The sequence below is a fragment of the Micromonospora sp. WMMC250 genome, assembly GCF_027460215.1.
In the GTDB taxonomy this organism is placed as follows: domain Bacteria; phylum Actinomycetota; class Actinomycetes; order Mycobacteriales; family Micromonosporaceae; genus Micromonospora; species Micromonospora taraxaci.
Genome location: NZ_JAPZBJ010000002.1, coordinates 3347916 through 3363281, shown reverse-complemented (window position 1 = coordinate 3363281; position 15366 = coordinate 3347916). Strand labels below are relative to the sequence as shown.

The 15366-nt window shown below is 71.6% G+C and carries 9 protein-coding genes; 6 read left to right on the top strand and 3 right to left on the bottom strand.

The genetic code is table 11. From position 1 onward, the window contains the following. The first annotated feature begins 18 nt into the window (after positions 1 to 18). The 5 genes from O3438_RS14765 to fxsT are packed head-to-tail and all read left to right on the top strand — an operon-like array spanning position 19 to position 8934. Positions 19 to 2280, top strand: coding sequence for an FxsB family cyclophane-forming radical SAM/SPASM peptide maturase (locus O3438_RS14765; protein ID WP_269680517.1), 2262 nt, complete (start codon positions 19 to 21; stop codon positions 2278 to 2280). Then, positions 2264 to 3088, top strand: coding sequence for an aminoglycoside N(3)-acetyltransferase (locus O3438_RS14760; protein ID WP_269680516.1), 825 nt, complete (start codon positions 2264 to 2266; stop codon positions 3086 to 3088). The genes O3438_RS14765 and O3438_RS14760 overlap by 17 nt, the downstream gene beginning before the upstream one ends. 52 nt (positions 3089 to 3140) lie before the next feature. Beyond that, entirely contained in the window at positions 3141 to 3800 is a 660-nt protein-coding gene (locus tag O3438_RS14755; RefSeq protein ID WP_269680515.1) for a TIR-like protein FxsC, read from the top strand. After that, positions 3797 to 5068, top strand: coding sequence for a TIR-like protein FxsC (locus O3438_RS14750; protein WP_269680514.1), 1272 nt, complete (start codon positions 3797 to 3799; stop codon positions 5066 to 5068). The genes O3438_RS14755 and O3438_RS14750 overlap by 4 nt, the downstream gene beginning before the upstream one ends. Then, positions 5065 to 8934: an FxSxx-COOH system tetratricopeptide repeat protein gene (gene fxsT / locus O3438_RS14745; protein ID WP_269680513.1), complete on the top strand. Its 3870-nt coding sequence runs from the start codon at positions 5065 to 5067 to the stop codon at positions 8932 to 8934. The genes O3438_RS14750 and fxsT overlap by 4 nt, the downstream gene beginning before the upstream one ends. A 45-nt stretch (positions 8935 to 8979) precedes the next feature. On the opposite strand, the gene O3438_RS14740 is transcribed toward fxsT, so the two are convergent. Then, positions 8980 to 9888 (bottom strand): alpha/beta fold hydrolase, encoded by a 909-nt coding sequence (locus O3438_RS14740; RefSeq protein ID WP_269680512.1) that lies wholly within the window; start codon positions 9886 to 9888, stop codon positions 8980 to 8982. Between the two features lie 220 nt (positions 9889 to 10108). On the opposite strand from O3438_RS14740, the gene miaB reads away from it, so the two are divergent. Further along, positions 10109 to 11602 carry a tRNA (N6-isopentenyl adenosine(37)-C2)-methylthiotransferase MiaB gene (gene miaB / locus O3438_RS14735; protein WP_269680511.1) on the top strand — a complete coding sequence of 498 codons (1494 nt, stop codon included), beginning with the start codon at positions 10109 to 10111 and terminating at the stop codon, positions 11600 to 11602. 39 nt (positions 11603 to 11641) lie between these two features. On the opposite strand, the gene O3438_RS14730 is transcribed toward miaB, so the two are convergent. After that, the gene (locus O3438_RS14730; RefSeq protein ID WP_269680510.1) at positions 11642 to 13003 is read right to left on the bottom strand and encodes a pectate lyase family protein; all 1362 of its coding nucleotides are present in this window, start codon (positions 13001 to 13003) and stop codon (positions 11642 to 11644) included. Positions 13004 to 13280: 277 nt separating this feature from the next. Continuing rightward, complete coding sequence (locus O3438_RS14725) at positions 13281 to 14864, bottom strand: cellulase family glycosylhydrolase (protein ID WP_269680509.1); 1584 nt, start codon at positions 14862 to 14864, stop codon at positions 13281 to 13283. Positions 14865 to 15366 lie beyond the last annotated feature (502 nt).

Below are 15366 nucleotides of genomic sequence, written 5' to 3'. Positions count from 1 at the left end.
CGGCGGATCAGCCAGTTCGTGCTGAAGGTGCACAGCCGGTGCGACCTCAGCTGCGACCACTGCTACGTCTACCAGCACGCCGACCAGACCTGGCGGGACCGACCGGTGCGGATGTCTGCGGCCACGGCCCGTTCAGCCGCGGGGCGCATCGCCGACCACGCCCGCGAGCACGGGTTGCCGACCGTGCACGTGGTGCTGCACGGAGGTGAACCCCTGCTGCTCGGTGCCGCCGGGCTGCGGGAGGTGCTGGCCGAGCTGCGCACGGCGATCAGCCCGTGGACGCGACTCGACCTGCGCATGCAGACCAACGGCGTACTGCTCGACGAGGACCTGTGCCGGCTGTTCGTCGAGTACGGCGTACGGGTCGGCGTGTCGTTCGACGGTGATCGCACGGCGAACGACAGGCACCGGGTCTTCGCCCACGGCGGCAGCAGCCACGACCACGTTCGGCGGGCCCTGGCCCTGCTCCGGCAGCCGGAGTTCCGCGGCAGCTACGCCGGCATCCTGTGCACCGTCGACGTCCGCAACGACCCCGACCGGGTGTACGAGGCGTTGGTGGCCGAGAGCCCGCCCCGGGTCGACCTGTTGCTGCCACACGCCACCTGGGACGATCCGCCGCAGCGGCCCGGCCCGGGCGTCACCCCATACGCGGACTGGCTTCTCCGGATCCACAGCAGGTGGGTGGACGACGGGCGCCCCGGGTCCTTCCGGCTGTTCGAGGCGCTGCGGCCGGGCGGCGGGGGCACCGAGGCGTTCGGCCTCGCGCCGGCCGATGTGCTGGTGGTCGAGGCGGACGGCAGTTGGGAGCAGGTCGACTCGTTGAAGACGGCGTACCACGGCGCGGCCGACACCGGGTTCGACGTGTTCGCCCATTCGGTGGACGTGGCCGCTCGGCATCCCGGCGTCGCCGTCCGCCAGGAGGGCGTGCAGGGGCTCTGTGCGACGTGCCGAGCCTGTCCGGTGGTCGACCGGTGCGGTGGCGGTCTGTACGCCCACCGTTGGCGCACCGGCTCCGGCTTCGACAACCCCTCGGTCTACTGCGCCGACCTGCTCGGCCTGATTGAGGGCGTGGACGCGTACACGACGCCCGCCCACGAGTGGTCCGGTCCCTCACCGGTCGACGAGATGCTGGACGACCTGGCGACCGGGCACGGGTCGCCGCAGACCGTCAGGCGGCTCGCCGACGACCAGGTGGCCATCACCCGGATGTTGGTGACCGCCTGCCGGGAGATGTTCGGCCCCACGGCCGCCTGGGAGGTGCTCGCCGACCTCGAGGTGACGGCCCCGGCGGTGGTCCGAGCGGTCCTGGAACACCCGTTCATCCGTCCGCGGCTGGTGCGTCGTCTCGACCCGTCGACCCGATCCGATGTCCGCGAGGCCGTCGACCCGCTGCCGGCCATCGCGGTCGCCGCTGCCGTCCGGGCGGGCGTACCCGTCACAGTGGACGTTCCGGTACGGCCTGACGTGATCACGGTGCCCACGCTCGGCAGTCTGGTGCTGCCCGGTCTGGGGGAGAGCGCCGAGGTGACTGTCCAGCCCGGGGGTTTCCGGGTCCGGGGTGGTTCGGCGGACCGGACGGTCGACCTCGACTCGGGCGAGTCGTCGACCGGTTGGCGACCGACACGCGACGTGCTGGTGCCCGGTGGGCGGCTGCTCGTCGAGGACGACGACCCGTACCGGGACTGCTACGACCAGTCGGTCGCGCCCGGCCTCACGGCCGCGGCGGTGCGGGCGTTGGGGCGTACCCTCGCCGAGGCCTGGAAGGTCGTGCACCGCGACGTGCCGGCACACGGGGCGGTGCTCGACGGCGGCCTGCGGGCCGTCGTGCCGCTGATGCCCGATCCGGCGCGGCCCCTGCGGAGCGCGACCGCCCGGCACGCGTTCGGCGCGGTCGCCGTCACCCCCCACACCGACGCGGAGACGATGGCGGTGTTGCTCGTGCACGAGTGGCAGCACGCGAAGCTCGGCGCGGTGCTCGACCGGTACGACCTGGTCGCGCCGGGTCAGGGCGCAACGATCCGGGTGCCCTGGCGTCCCGATCCGCGGCCCCCCGAGGGCGTCCTCCAGGGGGTGTACGCCCACCTGGCCGTCACCCAGGTGTGGCGGTCCCGGACGGCGACCGAGGGCGGGGACGCGTCGGAGCACGCCGCCCGCTACCTCGCGTGGACCCGGGCCGGCGTCGACGCCCTGCTGGCCAGCCGATCGCTCACCGCCGCTGGCGAGCGGTTCGTCGAGCGGATGCGCCACGCGCTGGAGGAGACCCGTGTCGGGTCCCGATGAGCGGCACTGGCCCATTCTGGGGCGGCCCCGCCTGGCCGACGACCTGCGGGCGCTGGGGGTCCGACCGGGTGTGTGCCTGGTGGTGCACTGCGGCCTGCGCCGGGTGGGCCCGCTGGAGCACGGCCCGGCGACGCTCGCCGGGGCCCTGCGGGACGTCCTCGGCCCCGCCGGCACGCTGCTGGTGCCCACCCAGACCGACGGCAACTCGACGACCTCCCGGGCCCACCTGGCGGCCGTCGCCGGCATGGACGGGGCACAGCGTGACCGCTACGAGGCGGCGCTGCCGGGCTGGGACCGCCGAACCACCCCCTCGCAGCGGATGGGCGCGCTCGCCGAGTACGTCCGCTGCGCGCCGGGCGCGGTGCGCAGCGACCACCCGCAGACCTCGTTCGCCGCGCTCGGCCCTCGGGCCCGTCAGCTCACCGACGGCCACGACCTCACCTGCCACCTGGGAGAACGCTCACCGGTGGGCAACCTGTACGCGGCCGACGGGCAGATCCTGCTGCTCGGCGCGGGCTACGAGGCGTGCAGCGCCCTGCACCTGGCCGAATACCGGCTGCCGGTGCCGCCGCCCGAACGCGACTACCACTGCTTCCGGCTCGTCGACGGGCGTCGGGTCCGTCTCGACTTCCACGCGCTCGACCTGGACGACACCGACTTCCCCCAGGTCGGCGCCGCACTCGACGACACGCCCTTCGTCCAGCGCGGTCGGGTCGGCCGGGCCGAGGCTCGCCTACTGCCGGCACGAGCCGCTGTGGACTTCGCCGTCGGCTGGTTCGCCGCGAACCGCTTGGCGGTGCGGCGTTGACGCGGGGACTACGCTGATGGTCCGGCCGCGTGGGGAGGGCGGAGGGGCTGCGGTGAGCACAGTGGACGCACCCTCCAGGACGCGCGCCCCACTCTTCTTCATCAGCTACTCGCGGGCGCCCATCGGCCGGGCCACCGGCAAACCCGCCGAGTACGTCTCCCGCTTCTTCGAGGACGTCTCCGTCCACGTCAGTGAGCTGGTCGGCCCGGTGACCGGTGTGGACGCCGGCTTCCTGGACACCTCCATCGCCGGTGGCGAACGCTGGAGCCCCGAGCTGCTCCAGGCCGCCGGCACCTGCCAGGTCTTCGTCCCGCTGGTGTCCAGCGCGCTGCTCGGCAGTGAGTGGTGTGGTCGCGAGTGGGACGCGTTCTCCCGCCGACGGATCGTCCCCCGACACAGCTCCGCCTCGCCGCACGAGACGGCGATCGTGCCGGTCACCTGGTCACCGACGAACGGCACGGCACTGCCCCGGGTGCTGCGCGACATCCAACGATTCACCCCGACCGCCATGCCGGATCCCGACATCGCGGTGCACTACCAGCGGGATGGGGTCTACGGCTTGCTGACCATGCAGTGGGAGAACGCGTACCGGGCGGTGGTCTGGCGGCTCGCACAGCGGATCGTGGCCATCCACCGGTCGTACCTGGTGGAGCCCTGGGTGCCGACGAGCGTGGACGAGCTGTGCAACAGGTTCGCCGAGGAGCCGGGATGAGCCCGCCGGCGGACCGGCGTCGACAGGCGTCGCGAGGGACGTACTTCTTCCTGAGCTACGCGCACTCGGCGCCACCGCCGGGTGCCCGCGCCGACGCCGACGTCTGGGTCGGCAAGTTCTTCGCCGACCTGACCGCCGAGGTGCGTCGGCAGGCGCGACCGGTGGCGGGGATGCGCATTGGTTTCTTCGACCAGCAGATCCCGCTGGGTGCCGACTGGAAGGCAGCTCTCGCCGAGGCGCTCGGCGACGCCGAGGTCTTCGTCCCGCTCTACTCGCCCGGTTACTTCAGCCGCCCGTGGGCGTTGGGGGAGCAGGAGTCCTTCCGGGCCCGGCTGGCCGCCGCCGGGTCGACCCGGGTCAGCACCGGCCACCTCGTTCCGGTGCTGTGGATCCCGTTCCCCCCGTGGGAGGCGCATCCGGAGCTGGACGGCGCCCTGGACCTGGGTCGTGACGTCCCGGAGTACGCCGAGGACGGCCTGCGCGCGTTCTGCATGCTGGCCCCGTACCGGGAGCAGTACGAGCTTCTGCTGAGTCGGCTGGCCAGCCGGATCGTGCACACCGCCGAGCGGCGGCCGCTGGGCCCGTCCCGCGCCCCGGGTCTCGACGAGGTCGTCCGCCAGGGGACGACCGACCCGGACTTCGTCGTCGCCGTCCTGGCCCCGACCCGGGATCATCTGCCGTCCGACCGCGACCCCGCCGGCTACGCGGCCAGCGGCCGGCTCTGGCGGCCGTACGGGCGTCGCCAGGAGCTGCCCGCCGCCGAGTACGCGGCCAGCACCGCCGAGCGGCTCGGGCTGTCCGCCCGTACGGCCGACTTCGCGCAGGCCGCCGGGCTGCTCGGCCGCCGGCCCGCCGTGCTGCTGGTCGACCCGTGGATCGCGGCGGCGCCGGACGGGGCGGAGGTCCTCGCCCGCATGCTGCACGGTCTGCGCGAGTGGGTCGTTCCGTTGGTGGTCACTGACGACGACGACACCCAGGACGCCAGCCGGTGGGCGACCGAGGTCACCCAACTGCTGCACGACGCCGGTCTGCCCCAGGTCAAGCGCGCGTGCACAGTGCCGGAGTTCGTCGACCTGATGCCGGCGCTGGTCACCGAGGCCCGCCGTCAGTTCCTCAAGTACGGCCCGGTGGTCCCGTTCGAACCACCGCCGGAGCCGGTGCCCAGCCTGCGTGACGGCCTGTCCGCCACCGGCCCGGCCGCTCCCACCGACCCCGCGTCCCCGCCTGATGAACCGGCCCCATTGCGTCCCCACGGAGATAACCGATGAACAACGATCGCGAAGGCCAGGTCGTCACCTTCTACTCGTTCAAGGGTGGGACGGGCCGGACGATGGCGCTGGCCAACGTGGCCTGGATCCTGGCGGCCAGCGGCCGGCGGGTGCTGGTGGCCGACTGGGACCTGGAATCGCCCGGCCTGCACCGCTTCTTCCACCCGTTCCTCGACGCCGAGGCGATCCAGGGCACCAGCGGTGTGATCGACATGATCCGCGACTACGAGTGGGAGACCACCCGGGTCGACGACCGACCGGACCGCTGGATGGAGCAGTTCGCCCGGGTCGGTCGACACGCGTTCTCGCTGCGCTGGAACTTCCCGAACGGCGGTGGCCTCGACTTCCTCTCCGCGGGCCGGCAGAACAGCGACTACGCGGTCTCGGTGAGCGGGTTGGACTGGGACAACTTCTACAACCGGCTGGGCGGCGCGCAGTTCTTCGAGGCGTTGCGCGCGGACATGAAACGTCAGTACGACTTCACCCTGATCGACAGTCGGACGGGGTTGAGCGACGTCGCCGACATCTGCACCCTGCACCTGCCGGACACCCTGGTCGACTGCTTCACCCTCAGTGACCAGGGCATCGACGGCGCGGCGAGGGTGGCGCACTCGGTACGGGACCGGTATCGGCGGCGTGACATCCGGGTCCTGCCGGTCCCGATGCGGGTCGACCAGGCCGAGAAGGAGCGGGCCGAGGCGGGACGTCTGCTGGCCATGCGCCGGTTCGCCGGGTTGCCCGCCGGCATGACCGAGGCCGAACGGCGGCGGTACTGGGCGGCGGTCGAGGTCCCGTACCGGCCGTTCTACGCGTACGAGGAGACGCTTGCCACGTTCGGCGACCCGCCCGGCTCGCCGACGTCACTGCTGGCCGCGTTCGAGACGTTGACGGGGATCCTCACCGACGGCGCGGTGACCGCGCTGCCGGTGATGGACGAGTCGGTACGGGAGCGGGGCAAGGCCCGTTTCCGCCGGCGCACCGAGGCGATCGACGACCAGATCGTGCTCCGTTGCGCGCCGGAGGACGCCATCTGGGCCGAGTGGCTGGAACGGGTGCTCAGCTCGGCCGGGCTGCGGGTGGTGGACCCGACGACCGCCGTCGGGTCCGCCGGTACGCCGGCGCCGCGCACGCTGACGGTGGTCTCACCGGCCTACGTGGCGACGCCGTCCGGTGGTCTGCCCGATCGCGACACGAGCACCGGCTCCACGGCTCTCGCTGTGTACGTCGCCGACCTGCGTCCGCTGACGGAGTTCCCATCGCAGAGTTCCACCAACCTGGTCAACGTGAGTGCGGCGACCGCTGTGGAGCGGGTGTTGCGGCTGGTCGGCAGACCGGTGCCGTCGTCGGCGGACGGGCCGGCGGGCGGCAGCACCCGGTTCCCCGGGGCCGAGCCGCTGATCTTCAACGCGCCCAACCGGAACGCCCGGTTCACCGGCCGGGAGGACGACCTGGCCCGACTGCGCTCGCAACTGCAGAGCGGGGGGAGCGCTGTGGTGCTGCCGGTCGCCCTGCAGGGCATGGGCGGCGTCGGCAAGACACAGGTGGCGTTGGAGTACGTGCACCGGTTCAAGGCCGCGTACGACGTGGTGTGGTGGATCGTGGCGGACCCGCCGCAGTTCGTCGACACCGCCCTCGCCGACCTCGCCAGTCGCCTCGGGATCCTCGCCGGGCCCACCCTGCCGGACACGGTCCGGTCCGTGCTGCAGGTCCTCGGCCGGGGCGAGCCGTACGAGCGGTGGCTGGTCGTGCTCGACAACGCCGAGGAACTCGACCAGATCGAGCCCTTCCTGCCGCAGGGCCCCGGGCACGTCCTGCTGACCTCCCGCAACCGCGCCTGGGGTGACCGGGCGAACCCGATCCAGGTGGACGTCTTCGACCGCACCGAGAGCGTCGCGCACCTCGCCCAGCGGGTGCCCACGATCAGCGCCGAGGAGGCCGACCGGGTGGCCGAGGCGCTCGGCGACCTGCCGATCGCGGTGGCCGCGGCGGGCGCCTGGCTCGCCGACACGGGCACGTCGGTCGGCGACTACCTGCGGCAGATCGAGCGGCACGGCCCGAGCGCCCTCTCCGTCGAGGCCACCTGGGACCTGTCGCTGAACCGGCTGCTCGACCAGGCGCCCGCCGCGTACCGGCTGTTGCAGCTCTGCTCGGTGCTGGCCCCCGAAATCTCGCTGGAACTCATCTACAGCGACGAGATGGCGGCGGCCCTTGTGCCGTTCGACCCGTCGGTGTCGGAGCGGCTCGTGCGCGGTGCCCTGGTCCAGCAGATCAACCGGCTGGCGCTGCTCAAACTCGACGTCCAGGGTGGCCGGGTCCAGGTGCACCGGTTGTTGCAGGCGGTGGTCCGCGACCGGATGACCGAGGATGAGATCGACGCTGCCCGCCACCAGGTGCACCTGGTGCTTGCCGCGTCCCGGCCGCGCGGTGACGTGGACGACCCGACCACCTGGGCCCGGCTGCGCATGCTCTGGCCGCATCTGGAGGTGTCCGAGGCGCTGACCTGCCCGGACGAGTCGGTGTGCCAGCTGCTGATCGACCGGGTTCGTTATCTGTGGCAGCGCGGCGGTCTGGACCAGGCCGACGTGTTCAGCCAGGAGGTCGACGGCACCTGGGCGGCGCGGCTCGCCGACACGCCGGACGAGGCCGAGGCGTCGGCGTTGGGCCGGCAGTTGCTGCACCTGAGGTTCAACCGGGCGAACATCCTGCGCAGCCTGGGCCGGTTCGAGGAGGCCCGAGACCTGGACGAGGCGGTGCTGGCCGAGCAACGCCGGTTGCTGGGCGCTATGCACCCGCACAGTCTGATGACCGCCGGCAGCCTCGGCGGTGACCTGCGCGCGCTCGGCCGCTACGCCGAGGCGCTGGAACGGGACCGGTCCACCTACGCCTCCTGGCTCCAGGTGTTCGGCGAGGACCATCCGCGGACGTTGAGCGCCGCCAACAACCTGGCCGTCTCGTACCGCCTGGTCGGCGACTACCGGGCCGCCCGCCGGTGGGACGACGAGGTGCACCAGCGGCGGCGGCTGGTGCTCGGCCCCACCCACCCGTACACCCTCGTCTCCGCCGTGCGGTTGGGCAGCGACCTGCGGGAGGCCGGCGAGTACGAGAGGTCGGCGACCCTGCTGCGTACCGTCTACGAGACGTACTGCGAGGTGCTCGGGCCGGACGACGGCCAGAGTCTCGCCGCGCAGGTCAACCTGGCGGTGTCACTGCGCAGCGCGGGCCGGGGAGCGGAGGCCGCGCCGATGTTCGAGACGGCCTACCGGGAACTCGACGAACGGTTCGGCCCGGACAACCCGGACACCGTGGCGTGCCGTTCGAGCCGGGCGGCGAACCTGCTGGCCGTCGGCGACGGTGCCCGGGCGCTGACCGAGATGACAGCGGTCCGGCAGTCGTACGACGAGCAGCTGCACCTTGGTGCGGAGCACCCGCACACGTTGGCGACGTTGAGCAACATCTCCGCCGCCGAGCGTTCGGTCGGGCGCAGGTCGGACGCGCTCGCGTCGGCGGCCCTCGCGTCGGGTGAACTGCGCAAGGTGCTCGGCCCCGACCACCCGCACACCCTCGCGGCGGAGGTGAACCACGCGGTGTGCCTCGCCGAGGAGGGGGAGTGGGAGATGGCCCGCGACCGCCTGCGGGAGACCGCCGGTCGTCTGGCCGCGGTGATCGGCGCGGAGCACCCGGACACGCTGCGCTGCCTCGGTGATCTCGCCCTGGTGTCGAGGCGGGTCGGTGGCGAGGCGGCGGGCGAGGACGTCGGCGACGTGGCGGACCGGCTGGCGGAGGTGATCGGCCCGGAGCATCCGACCGTGCAGACCCTGCGGGAGCGGCGGTTCGTGGTCCGGGTGATCGACCCGCACACGATCTGACGGGCTGGTCGGCGGCCGGGCCGGGTTGTCGGCCCGGCCGGCCGATCAGAGTCGAGGGCTGGTCGCCAGGTCGGGTCGGGCCAGCCAGCTCAGGGTCTGCGGAAGGATCTCCACCGCCCCGAAGTGCGCGGCTCCGGGCTGCACCTGGACCTCGGCGCGGGAGATCCGCGAGGCGAGCCAGTGGGAGTGCTCCACCGGGGAGAAGCGGTCCTGCTCGCCGTGCCAGAGCCGGACCTCGGCACGGATGGCGCCCAGGTCGAACCCCCAGCCGCGGCGGATCGCCAGCACGTCGTCGATCCAGCCCTCGGGGCCGTGCCGCAGCGCCTCGGAGTACATGTCGGTCAGCAGCCGGCGGATCGCGACATCGTCGACGACCCGGATGTCCGCCTCCGGCAACTGGGGGCGGAGGAACTCCAGCAGTGTCATCGGGTCCCGTCGGGCCTCTTCGGCGCGCACCTTCAGGTTGAGGGTCAGCTCGGCCAGGTCCTCGTCGGCCTGCCCGTAGTCCTCCACGTTCGATTCCGCCATGCCGGCGTACCAGTCCAGGTCGGGTGCGCCGGCCGGGGCGAGCCCCACCAGCACGGCGGCCCGGGTGACCCGGTCGGGCAGCAGCGCCGCGCAGGCCAGGGCGTGTGGGCCGCCACCTGATCGACCTACCACCGCGAACCGTTCGATGCCGAGGTCGTCGGCGATCGCCGCCACGTCGGCCGCCGCGTCGGCCACCCGCCGGCCCTCGTGCCGGTCGGAGTCGCCGTAACCGGGCCGGTCGTAGCAGACGAGGTGCACGCCGAGGCGGTAGACGACGATGCCCCGCGGACGGGGGCCGCTGCGGCTGCCCGGTGTGCCGTGCAGCAGGAAGACCGCGGGCCCGTCCGGGGAGCCGGAGGTCTCCACCGCGAGGTGCCGCCCGTCCGGGGTGGTGACGGTGCGCTGTGCCGCATCTTGTCGCGTCACGGTTGGCCTCCCGCGGGTCGTCATGTGCTCCCCCGTGAACGGAGCCGCGCATCGTCGGCGCCGAGTGCAAAGCCCCCGAAATCGCCCAGAACACATTCTTGTTGTGCAGCGTACTGCCCGTCGTGGATGCCCGCTATGGGCCGCCGGGTCAATGCCGGTGGGTAGGGGCCGCCGAACGGGCCGCTACCCTGGTAGCCCGAGGGGAAGGGGCACCAAGAGGGTGGCTAGGACCTACAACGTCGTGACGTACGGCTGCCAGATGAACGTGCACGATTCTGAGCGCATCTCCGGGCTGCTTGAACAGGCCGGCTACGTGCGCGCGGTGCCCACCGACGACACCCCGGACATCGTCGTCTTCAACACCTGCGCGGTGCGGGAGAACGCGGACAACCGGCTCTACGGCAACCTTGGTCGCCTACGCCCGGTGAAGGACAAGCACCCCGGGATGCAGATCGCGGTCGGCGGCTGCCTGGCCCAGAAGGACCGGGGCGACATCGTCCGCAAGGCGCCCTGGGTCGACGTGGTCTTCGGCACCCACAACATTGGCGCGCTGCCGGTGCTGCTGGAGCGGGCCCGGCACAACGCCGCCGCCGAGGTGGAGATCCTCGAATCCCTCGACGTCTTCCCCTCCACGCTGCCCACCCGCCGCGAGTCCACGTACGCCGGTTGGGTGTCGATCTCGGTGGGGTGCAACAACACCTGTACCTTCTGCATCGTGCCGGCGCTGCGCGGCAAGGAGAAGGACCGGCGGCCCGGCGACATCCTCTCCGAGGTGCGCGCCCTGGTCGACGAGGGTGTGCTGGAGGTGACGCTGCTCGGCCAGAACGTCAACTCCTACGGCGTCGAGTTCGGTGACCGGTACGCGTTCGGCAAGTTGCTGCGTGCCTGCGGCGACATCGACGGGCTGGAGCGGGTGCGGTTCACCAGCCCCCACCCGAAGGACTTCACCGACGACGTGATCGCCGCGATGGCCGAGACGCCCAACGTCTGCCACTCGCTGCACATGCCGTTGCAGTCCGGCTCCGACGACGTGCTGAAGGCGATGCGCCGGTCCTACCGCTCCGAGCGCTACCTGGGGATCATCGAGAAGGTGCGGGCGGCGATGCCGGACGCGGCGATCACCACCGACATCATCGTCGGCTTCCCCGGCGAGACCGAGGCCGACTTCCAGCGCACGCTGGACGTGGTCCGCGAGGCGCGGTTCTCCTCGGCCTTCACCTTCCAGTACTCCAAGCGGCCCGGCACCCCGGCCGCGACGATGGACGACCAGTTGCCCAAGCAGGTCGTGCAGGAGCGCTACGAGCGGCTGGTCGCGACCGTCGAGGAGATCACCTGGGCGGAGAACAAGCGCCTGGTGGGCGAGACCGTCGAGGTGCTGGTCGCTGTCGGCGAGGGCCGCAAGGACGAGCGCACCGGCCGGATGTCCGGTCGGGCCCGCGACGGGCGGCTGGTGCACTTCGCGACCGAGGGCCCTGCCGGGGAGTCGCTCGCCGGCCAGATCCGCCCGGGCGACATCGTGCACACCACCGTCACGTACGCGGCACCGCACCATCTCAACGCCGACGGGGCGCTGGTGGCACACCGGCGTACCCGGGCCGGCGACGCGGCCGAGGCGGGGCGCTCTCCGCGTACCCCCGGTGTGTTGCTCGGTCTGCCGACGATCGGCGCGCCGCCGGTCGCGCCCGCGCCCACCGCGGGCTGCGCCGCGCACTGACCGCACGGAAGGGCCCCTCGTCGAGGGGCCCTTCCCCGGTCAGACGGTGATCTTGCCGGCGCCCGCGCCCGCCGTCACGATGGACTTGACGGTGCTCGCGGTGTCCAACTGGTACGAGTACGGGATGCTCGCCACGCTGCCGCCGGCCTGGCCGGTGGGCGAGTTGACGAAGTGGTTGTTGCGGGCAACCAGGCTGCCGGGCCCGGAGTCGCCCTCACCACGGTGGTACGGGTCGTCGACGTTCTCGAAGTAGTTGCCCTCGACCAGCACGCCGGCGTTCTCGGTGGACGCGACGCCGTAGCCGCCATTGGCCCGGTAGTAGTTGTTGTAGACGTGCACCGGGTTGCCGAAGCGCACCCGGGGGTTGCGCTGGTTGCTGCCGTCGAAGTAGTTGTGGTGGTAGCTCACCCGCAGGTGACCGACGTCCTGACCGGCGTTGTCGTCGCTGTGACCGAGCAGCATGGTCTTGTCGTGGCTGAAGACCCGGTTCCAGGAGACGGTGACGAAGTCCGAGCCGCGCTTGATGTCGACAGCGCCGTCGTACCCGTTGCTGAAGGTGTTGTGGTCGATCCAGATGTTGGTGGCCGACTCCTGCACGTTGATCGCGTCGTCGTCCCAGTTGCGGAACGTCAGGTTGCGGATGATCACGTTGCGGTCACCGTTGATGTTGAGACCGCAGCCGACGATCGTCGCCCCGTAGTTGCCGATGATGGTCTTGTTGGACCGGACCCGCAGCATGCCCGAGCAGGTGATGGTCCCGGTCACCCGGATCACCGCGGCGCCTGTCGCGTTCAGTGCGCTGGTCAGGCCCGAGGCGTTGCTGACGGTGGTGGTGCCGGCGTTGCCGCCGCCGGTGGTGCCGCCGTTCTGGGTGGCCCAGCCGACCAGGTTCGACGGCTGCTGGCCGGGCGGGGGAGTGCTCGACGGTGGCGGGGTGCTCGGCGGTGGGGTGCTGGGCGGCGGCGTGGTCGGCGTGGTGCTGCCGGTGCAGGCGACGTTGTTCAGGGTGAAGCTGGTCGGAGCCGGGTTGCTGGAGTTGTTCCAGCTCGCGTTGAAGCCGAACGAGGCGGTGCCGTTGGTCGCCAGGTTGCCGTTGTAGTCGACGTTCGTCGCGGAGACCTGGCTGCCGCTCTGTGTGACGGTGGCACCCCACGCCTGGCTGGTCTGCTGACCGGCCCCGTACGACCAGCGCAGCGTCCACCCGGAGACCGGGTCGCCGAGGTTGGTGACTGTGACGTTGCCGGTGAACCCGCCCGGCCACTGGCTGGCGACCGAGTAGGCCACCTGGCATCCGGCGGCGGCCTGCGCGGACACGGAGGTCAGCAGACCGGCGGTGACCAGGGTCGCGGTGGCTGCGGCGGTGGTGGCGATCAGCGTCGTTCGACGCCGTCCTGTGCGCATGCTGCTCCCTTTCGATGAGGCGGACGGACCGTCGCGTCGCCCATGCCCGTGGGCGGCGAGGTCGGCCGGGACCGGTGGTCCTCGGGCCCGCCAGTGCAGGTTCGTGAAGGAAAGCGGCTCCCGCGCTTACGCCCGCCGACAGTGCGAGGCAAGCGCTTTCCCGATGAAAGCATAGAAGTCCATGCATGTAAATGGTCGGGACGGCCGATGCGTCGCGCACCGGCCGTCCCGACAGCTCAGCAGCGTGCGCTGCCGAGCTCCACGGTGCCGGCTCGACTCAGCAGCTCGCGCCGCCGAGCTTCACGGCGCCCGGTGCGCTGGCGGTGCCGTTGGCGGTGAAGCCGACGGTGACCGACCCACCCGCCGGCAGGGACGGCGCGTGACTCGGAGCGGCGGCGGTGACCGTCGTGCCGGACTGCGTGACGGTGGCGTTCCAACCACTGCCCAGCGTCACCCCGGACGGCCACGTCCAGGTGACCGACCACGGGTTCACGGCGGCCGAGCCGGTGTTCTTCACCGTCAGCTCACCCTGGAAGCCACCCTGCCAGGCGTTCACCTGCCGGTAGGTGGCCGTGCAGGCACCGGGCGGCGGGTCCGTCGGCCCACCCGTCGTCGGTGGGGTGGTGCCGCCGCCGGTCGGCGGGATCAGGTACGGCTGGAGGATCGCCTGCTTGGTGGTGTTGACGTTCGTCCAGTCGTCAAGCGCGATGCCGCCGGTGTCACCCGAGTTGGGGTTCCACGACCAGTAGGTGAAGGACATGCCCGTCACCCCCGTGCCGGTGTACGCCATCAGCCTCTCCAACCACACCCGGTCCTTCGGGTCGGCCAGGGTGCTGCCGAACTCACCCATCATGATCGGCGCGATGTTCTGCTTGTACAGGTAACCCCAGTACTTGTCCCAGATGGCCGGCATGTTCGCCGGGTAGTCCGGGGCGTCGAACCAGCTCTGCCGGTACACCGACGTGGCGTACTCGTGCGGCGAGTAGACAAGCCGGTTCGGCACGCTCAGCCGTACCGGGAACTCGCCGGCCTTCGACAGGTTGCCACCCCACCAACCGCAGTCCTCGTCGTTGCTGGGGTCGTTGTCCCACACGTTGGAGAGGCCACCGCTGGGGCAGCTCACCCCCTCCACGAAGATCAACCAGTTGGGCTGGACACCGAGGATGGCGTTGCCGGCCCGCTCGGCGGCGAGCCGCCAGTCCCGGGTGGTGTCACCGCACCCCCAGCACGCGCCGGTGGCCGCCGGGTTGGTGCCCTCGGCGTGCGGCTCGTTGTGCAGGTCCGCGCCGATCACCGTGGGGTTGCCCGCGTACCGCTGGGCCAGCATCTTCCAGTCGTTGATCCAGGTCGCCTCGGAGACCGTCGACGTGTACCACAACGGTGACTGCCCGGCCGACGTCGGCCGGTGCCGGTCCAGGATGATCCGCATCCCCTTGCTGCCGGCGTAGTCGATCACCTTGTCCAGGATCTGCAACGGCGACAGCCCGACCAGATCCGGGTTGACGAAGTCGTTGACCCCGCTGGCGGTCGCACCCGCCTTCAGCGCGTCATTCGAGTACGGCACCCGCAACGTGTTGTAACCCAACCGCACCATCGTGTCGAGCTGCCCCCGCCACGGGTTGTTCGACCACAGCCCGTGGAAGGTCTTGTTGTCGGTCTCCATGCCGAACCAGTTGATGCCGGTCAACCGGACCGTGGCACCGGTGCTGTCCACGATCTGGTTGCCGTTGGTGTGCAGGTAACCCGTACCGGTGCCGGCGGCCACGGCCGGACTGCTACTGACGGCAGCGGCGAGGAACACGCCGGCCGCGACGGTGGCGAGCGCGGTGACCGCACCGCCGAAAGCTTTAGGACGGAACATTCGAGCTCCACTTCGGAGGCCAGGTGGCTGTCCGCACGTCACGCTCCCCAAGGGGTACGCGGACAGTGCGCGACGGCCCATGTCACGCGGACGTGTCACTCGCGAAAGCTCACCGGCGACCCACGACGGCGGTTGTTCCGCCTTCGTCGCCCTCGTCCGGTGGCCCTACCTGACTCCGTGGCTCATTCTGATCACCCCACGTCAATGCGTCAACCAGCACCGCCAGCCCAAGCCGACCACCGCCATCCCGGTAGCCATACCGCCGGGCCCCGCGTCACGCTTCTGGCCGCCTATCCGCATGCAAGTGCCTCAACCCCCTCTTGGCGGGTCCAGAACGCCTCGCCGTCGCCAAGATCCGCACAACATCAGGGATGTTGCTGCCTCCCGCGCCTCGGAGGCAGCAACATCCGGGAAGTTGCGCGGATCTTGGGGGCGGGGCGGGGCGGGCGGCGCTGGCGGCACGGCGCGGGGCGGGCGGTGCGGTGCGGGCGGGGCGGGCAGC

Excerpts from the sequence above, each read along its gene's own strand:
- O3438_RS14730 (WP_269680510.1), bottom strand. The coding sequence starts at position 13,003 with ATGCGCACAGGACGGCGTCGAACGACGCTGATCGCCACCACCGCCGCA.
- fxsT (WP_269680513.1), top strand. The coding sequence starts at position 5,065 with ATGAACAACGATCGCGAAGGCCAGGTCGTCACCTTCTACTCGTTCAAG.
- O3438_RS14750 (WP_269680514.1), top strand. The coding sequence starts at position 3,797 with ATGAGCCCGCCGGCGGACCGGCGTCGACAGGCGTCGCGAGGGACGTAC.
- O3438_RS14725 (WP_269680509.1), bottom strand. The coding sequence starts at position 14,864 with ATGTTCCGTCCTAAAGCTTTCGGCGGTGCGGTCACCGCGCTCGCCACC.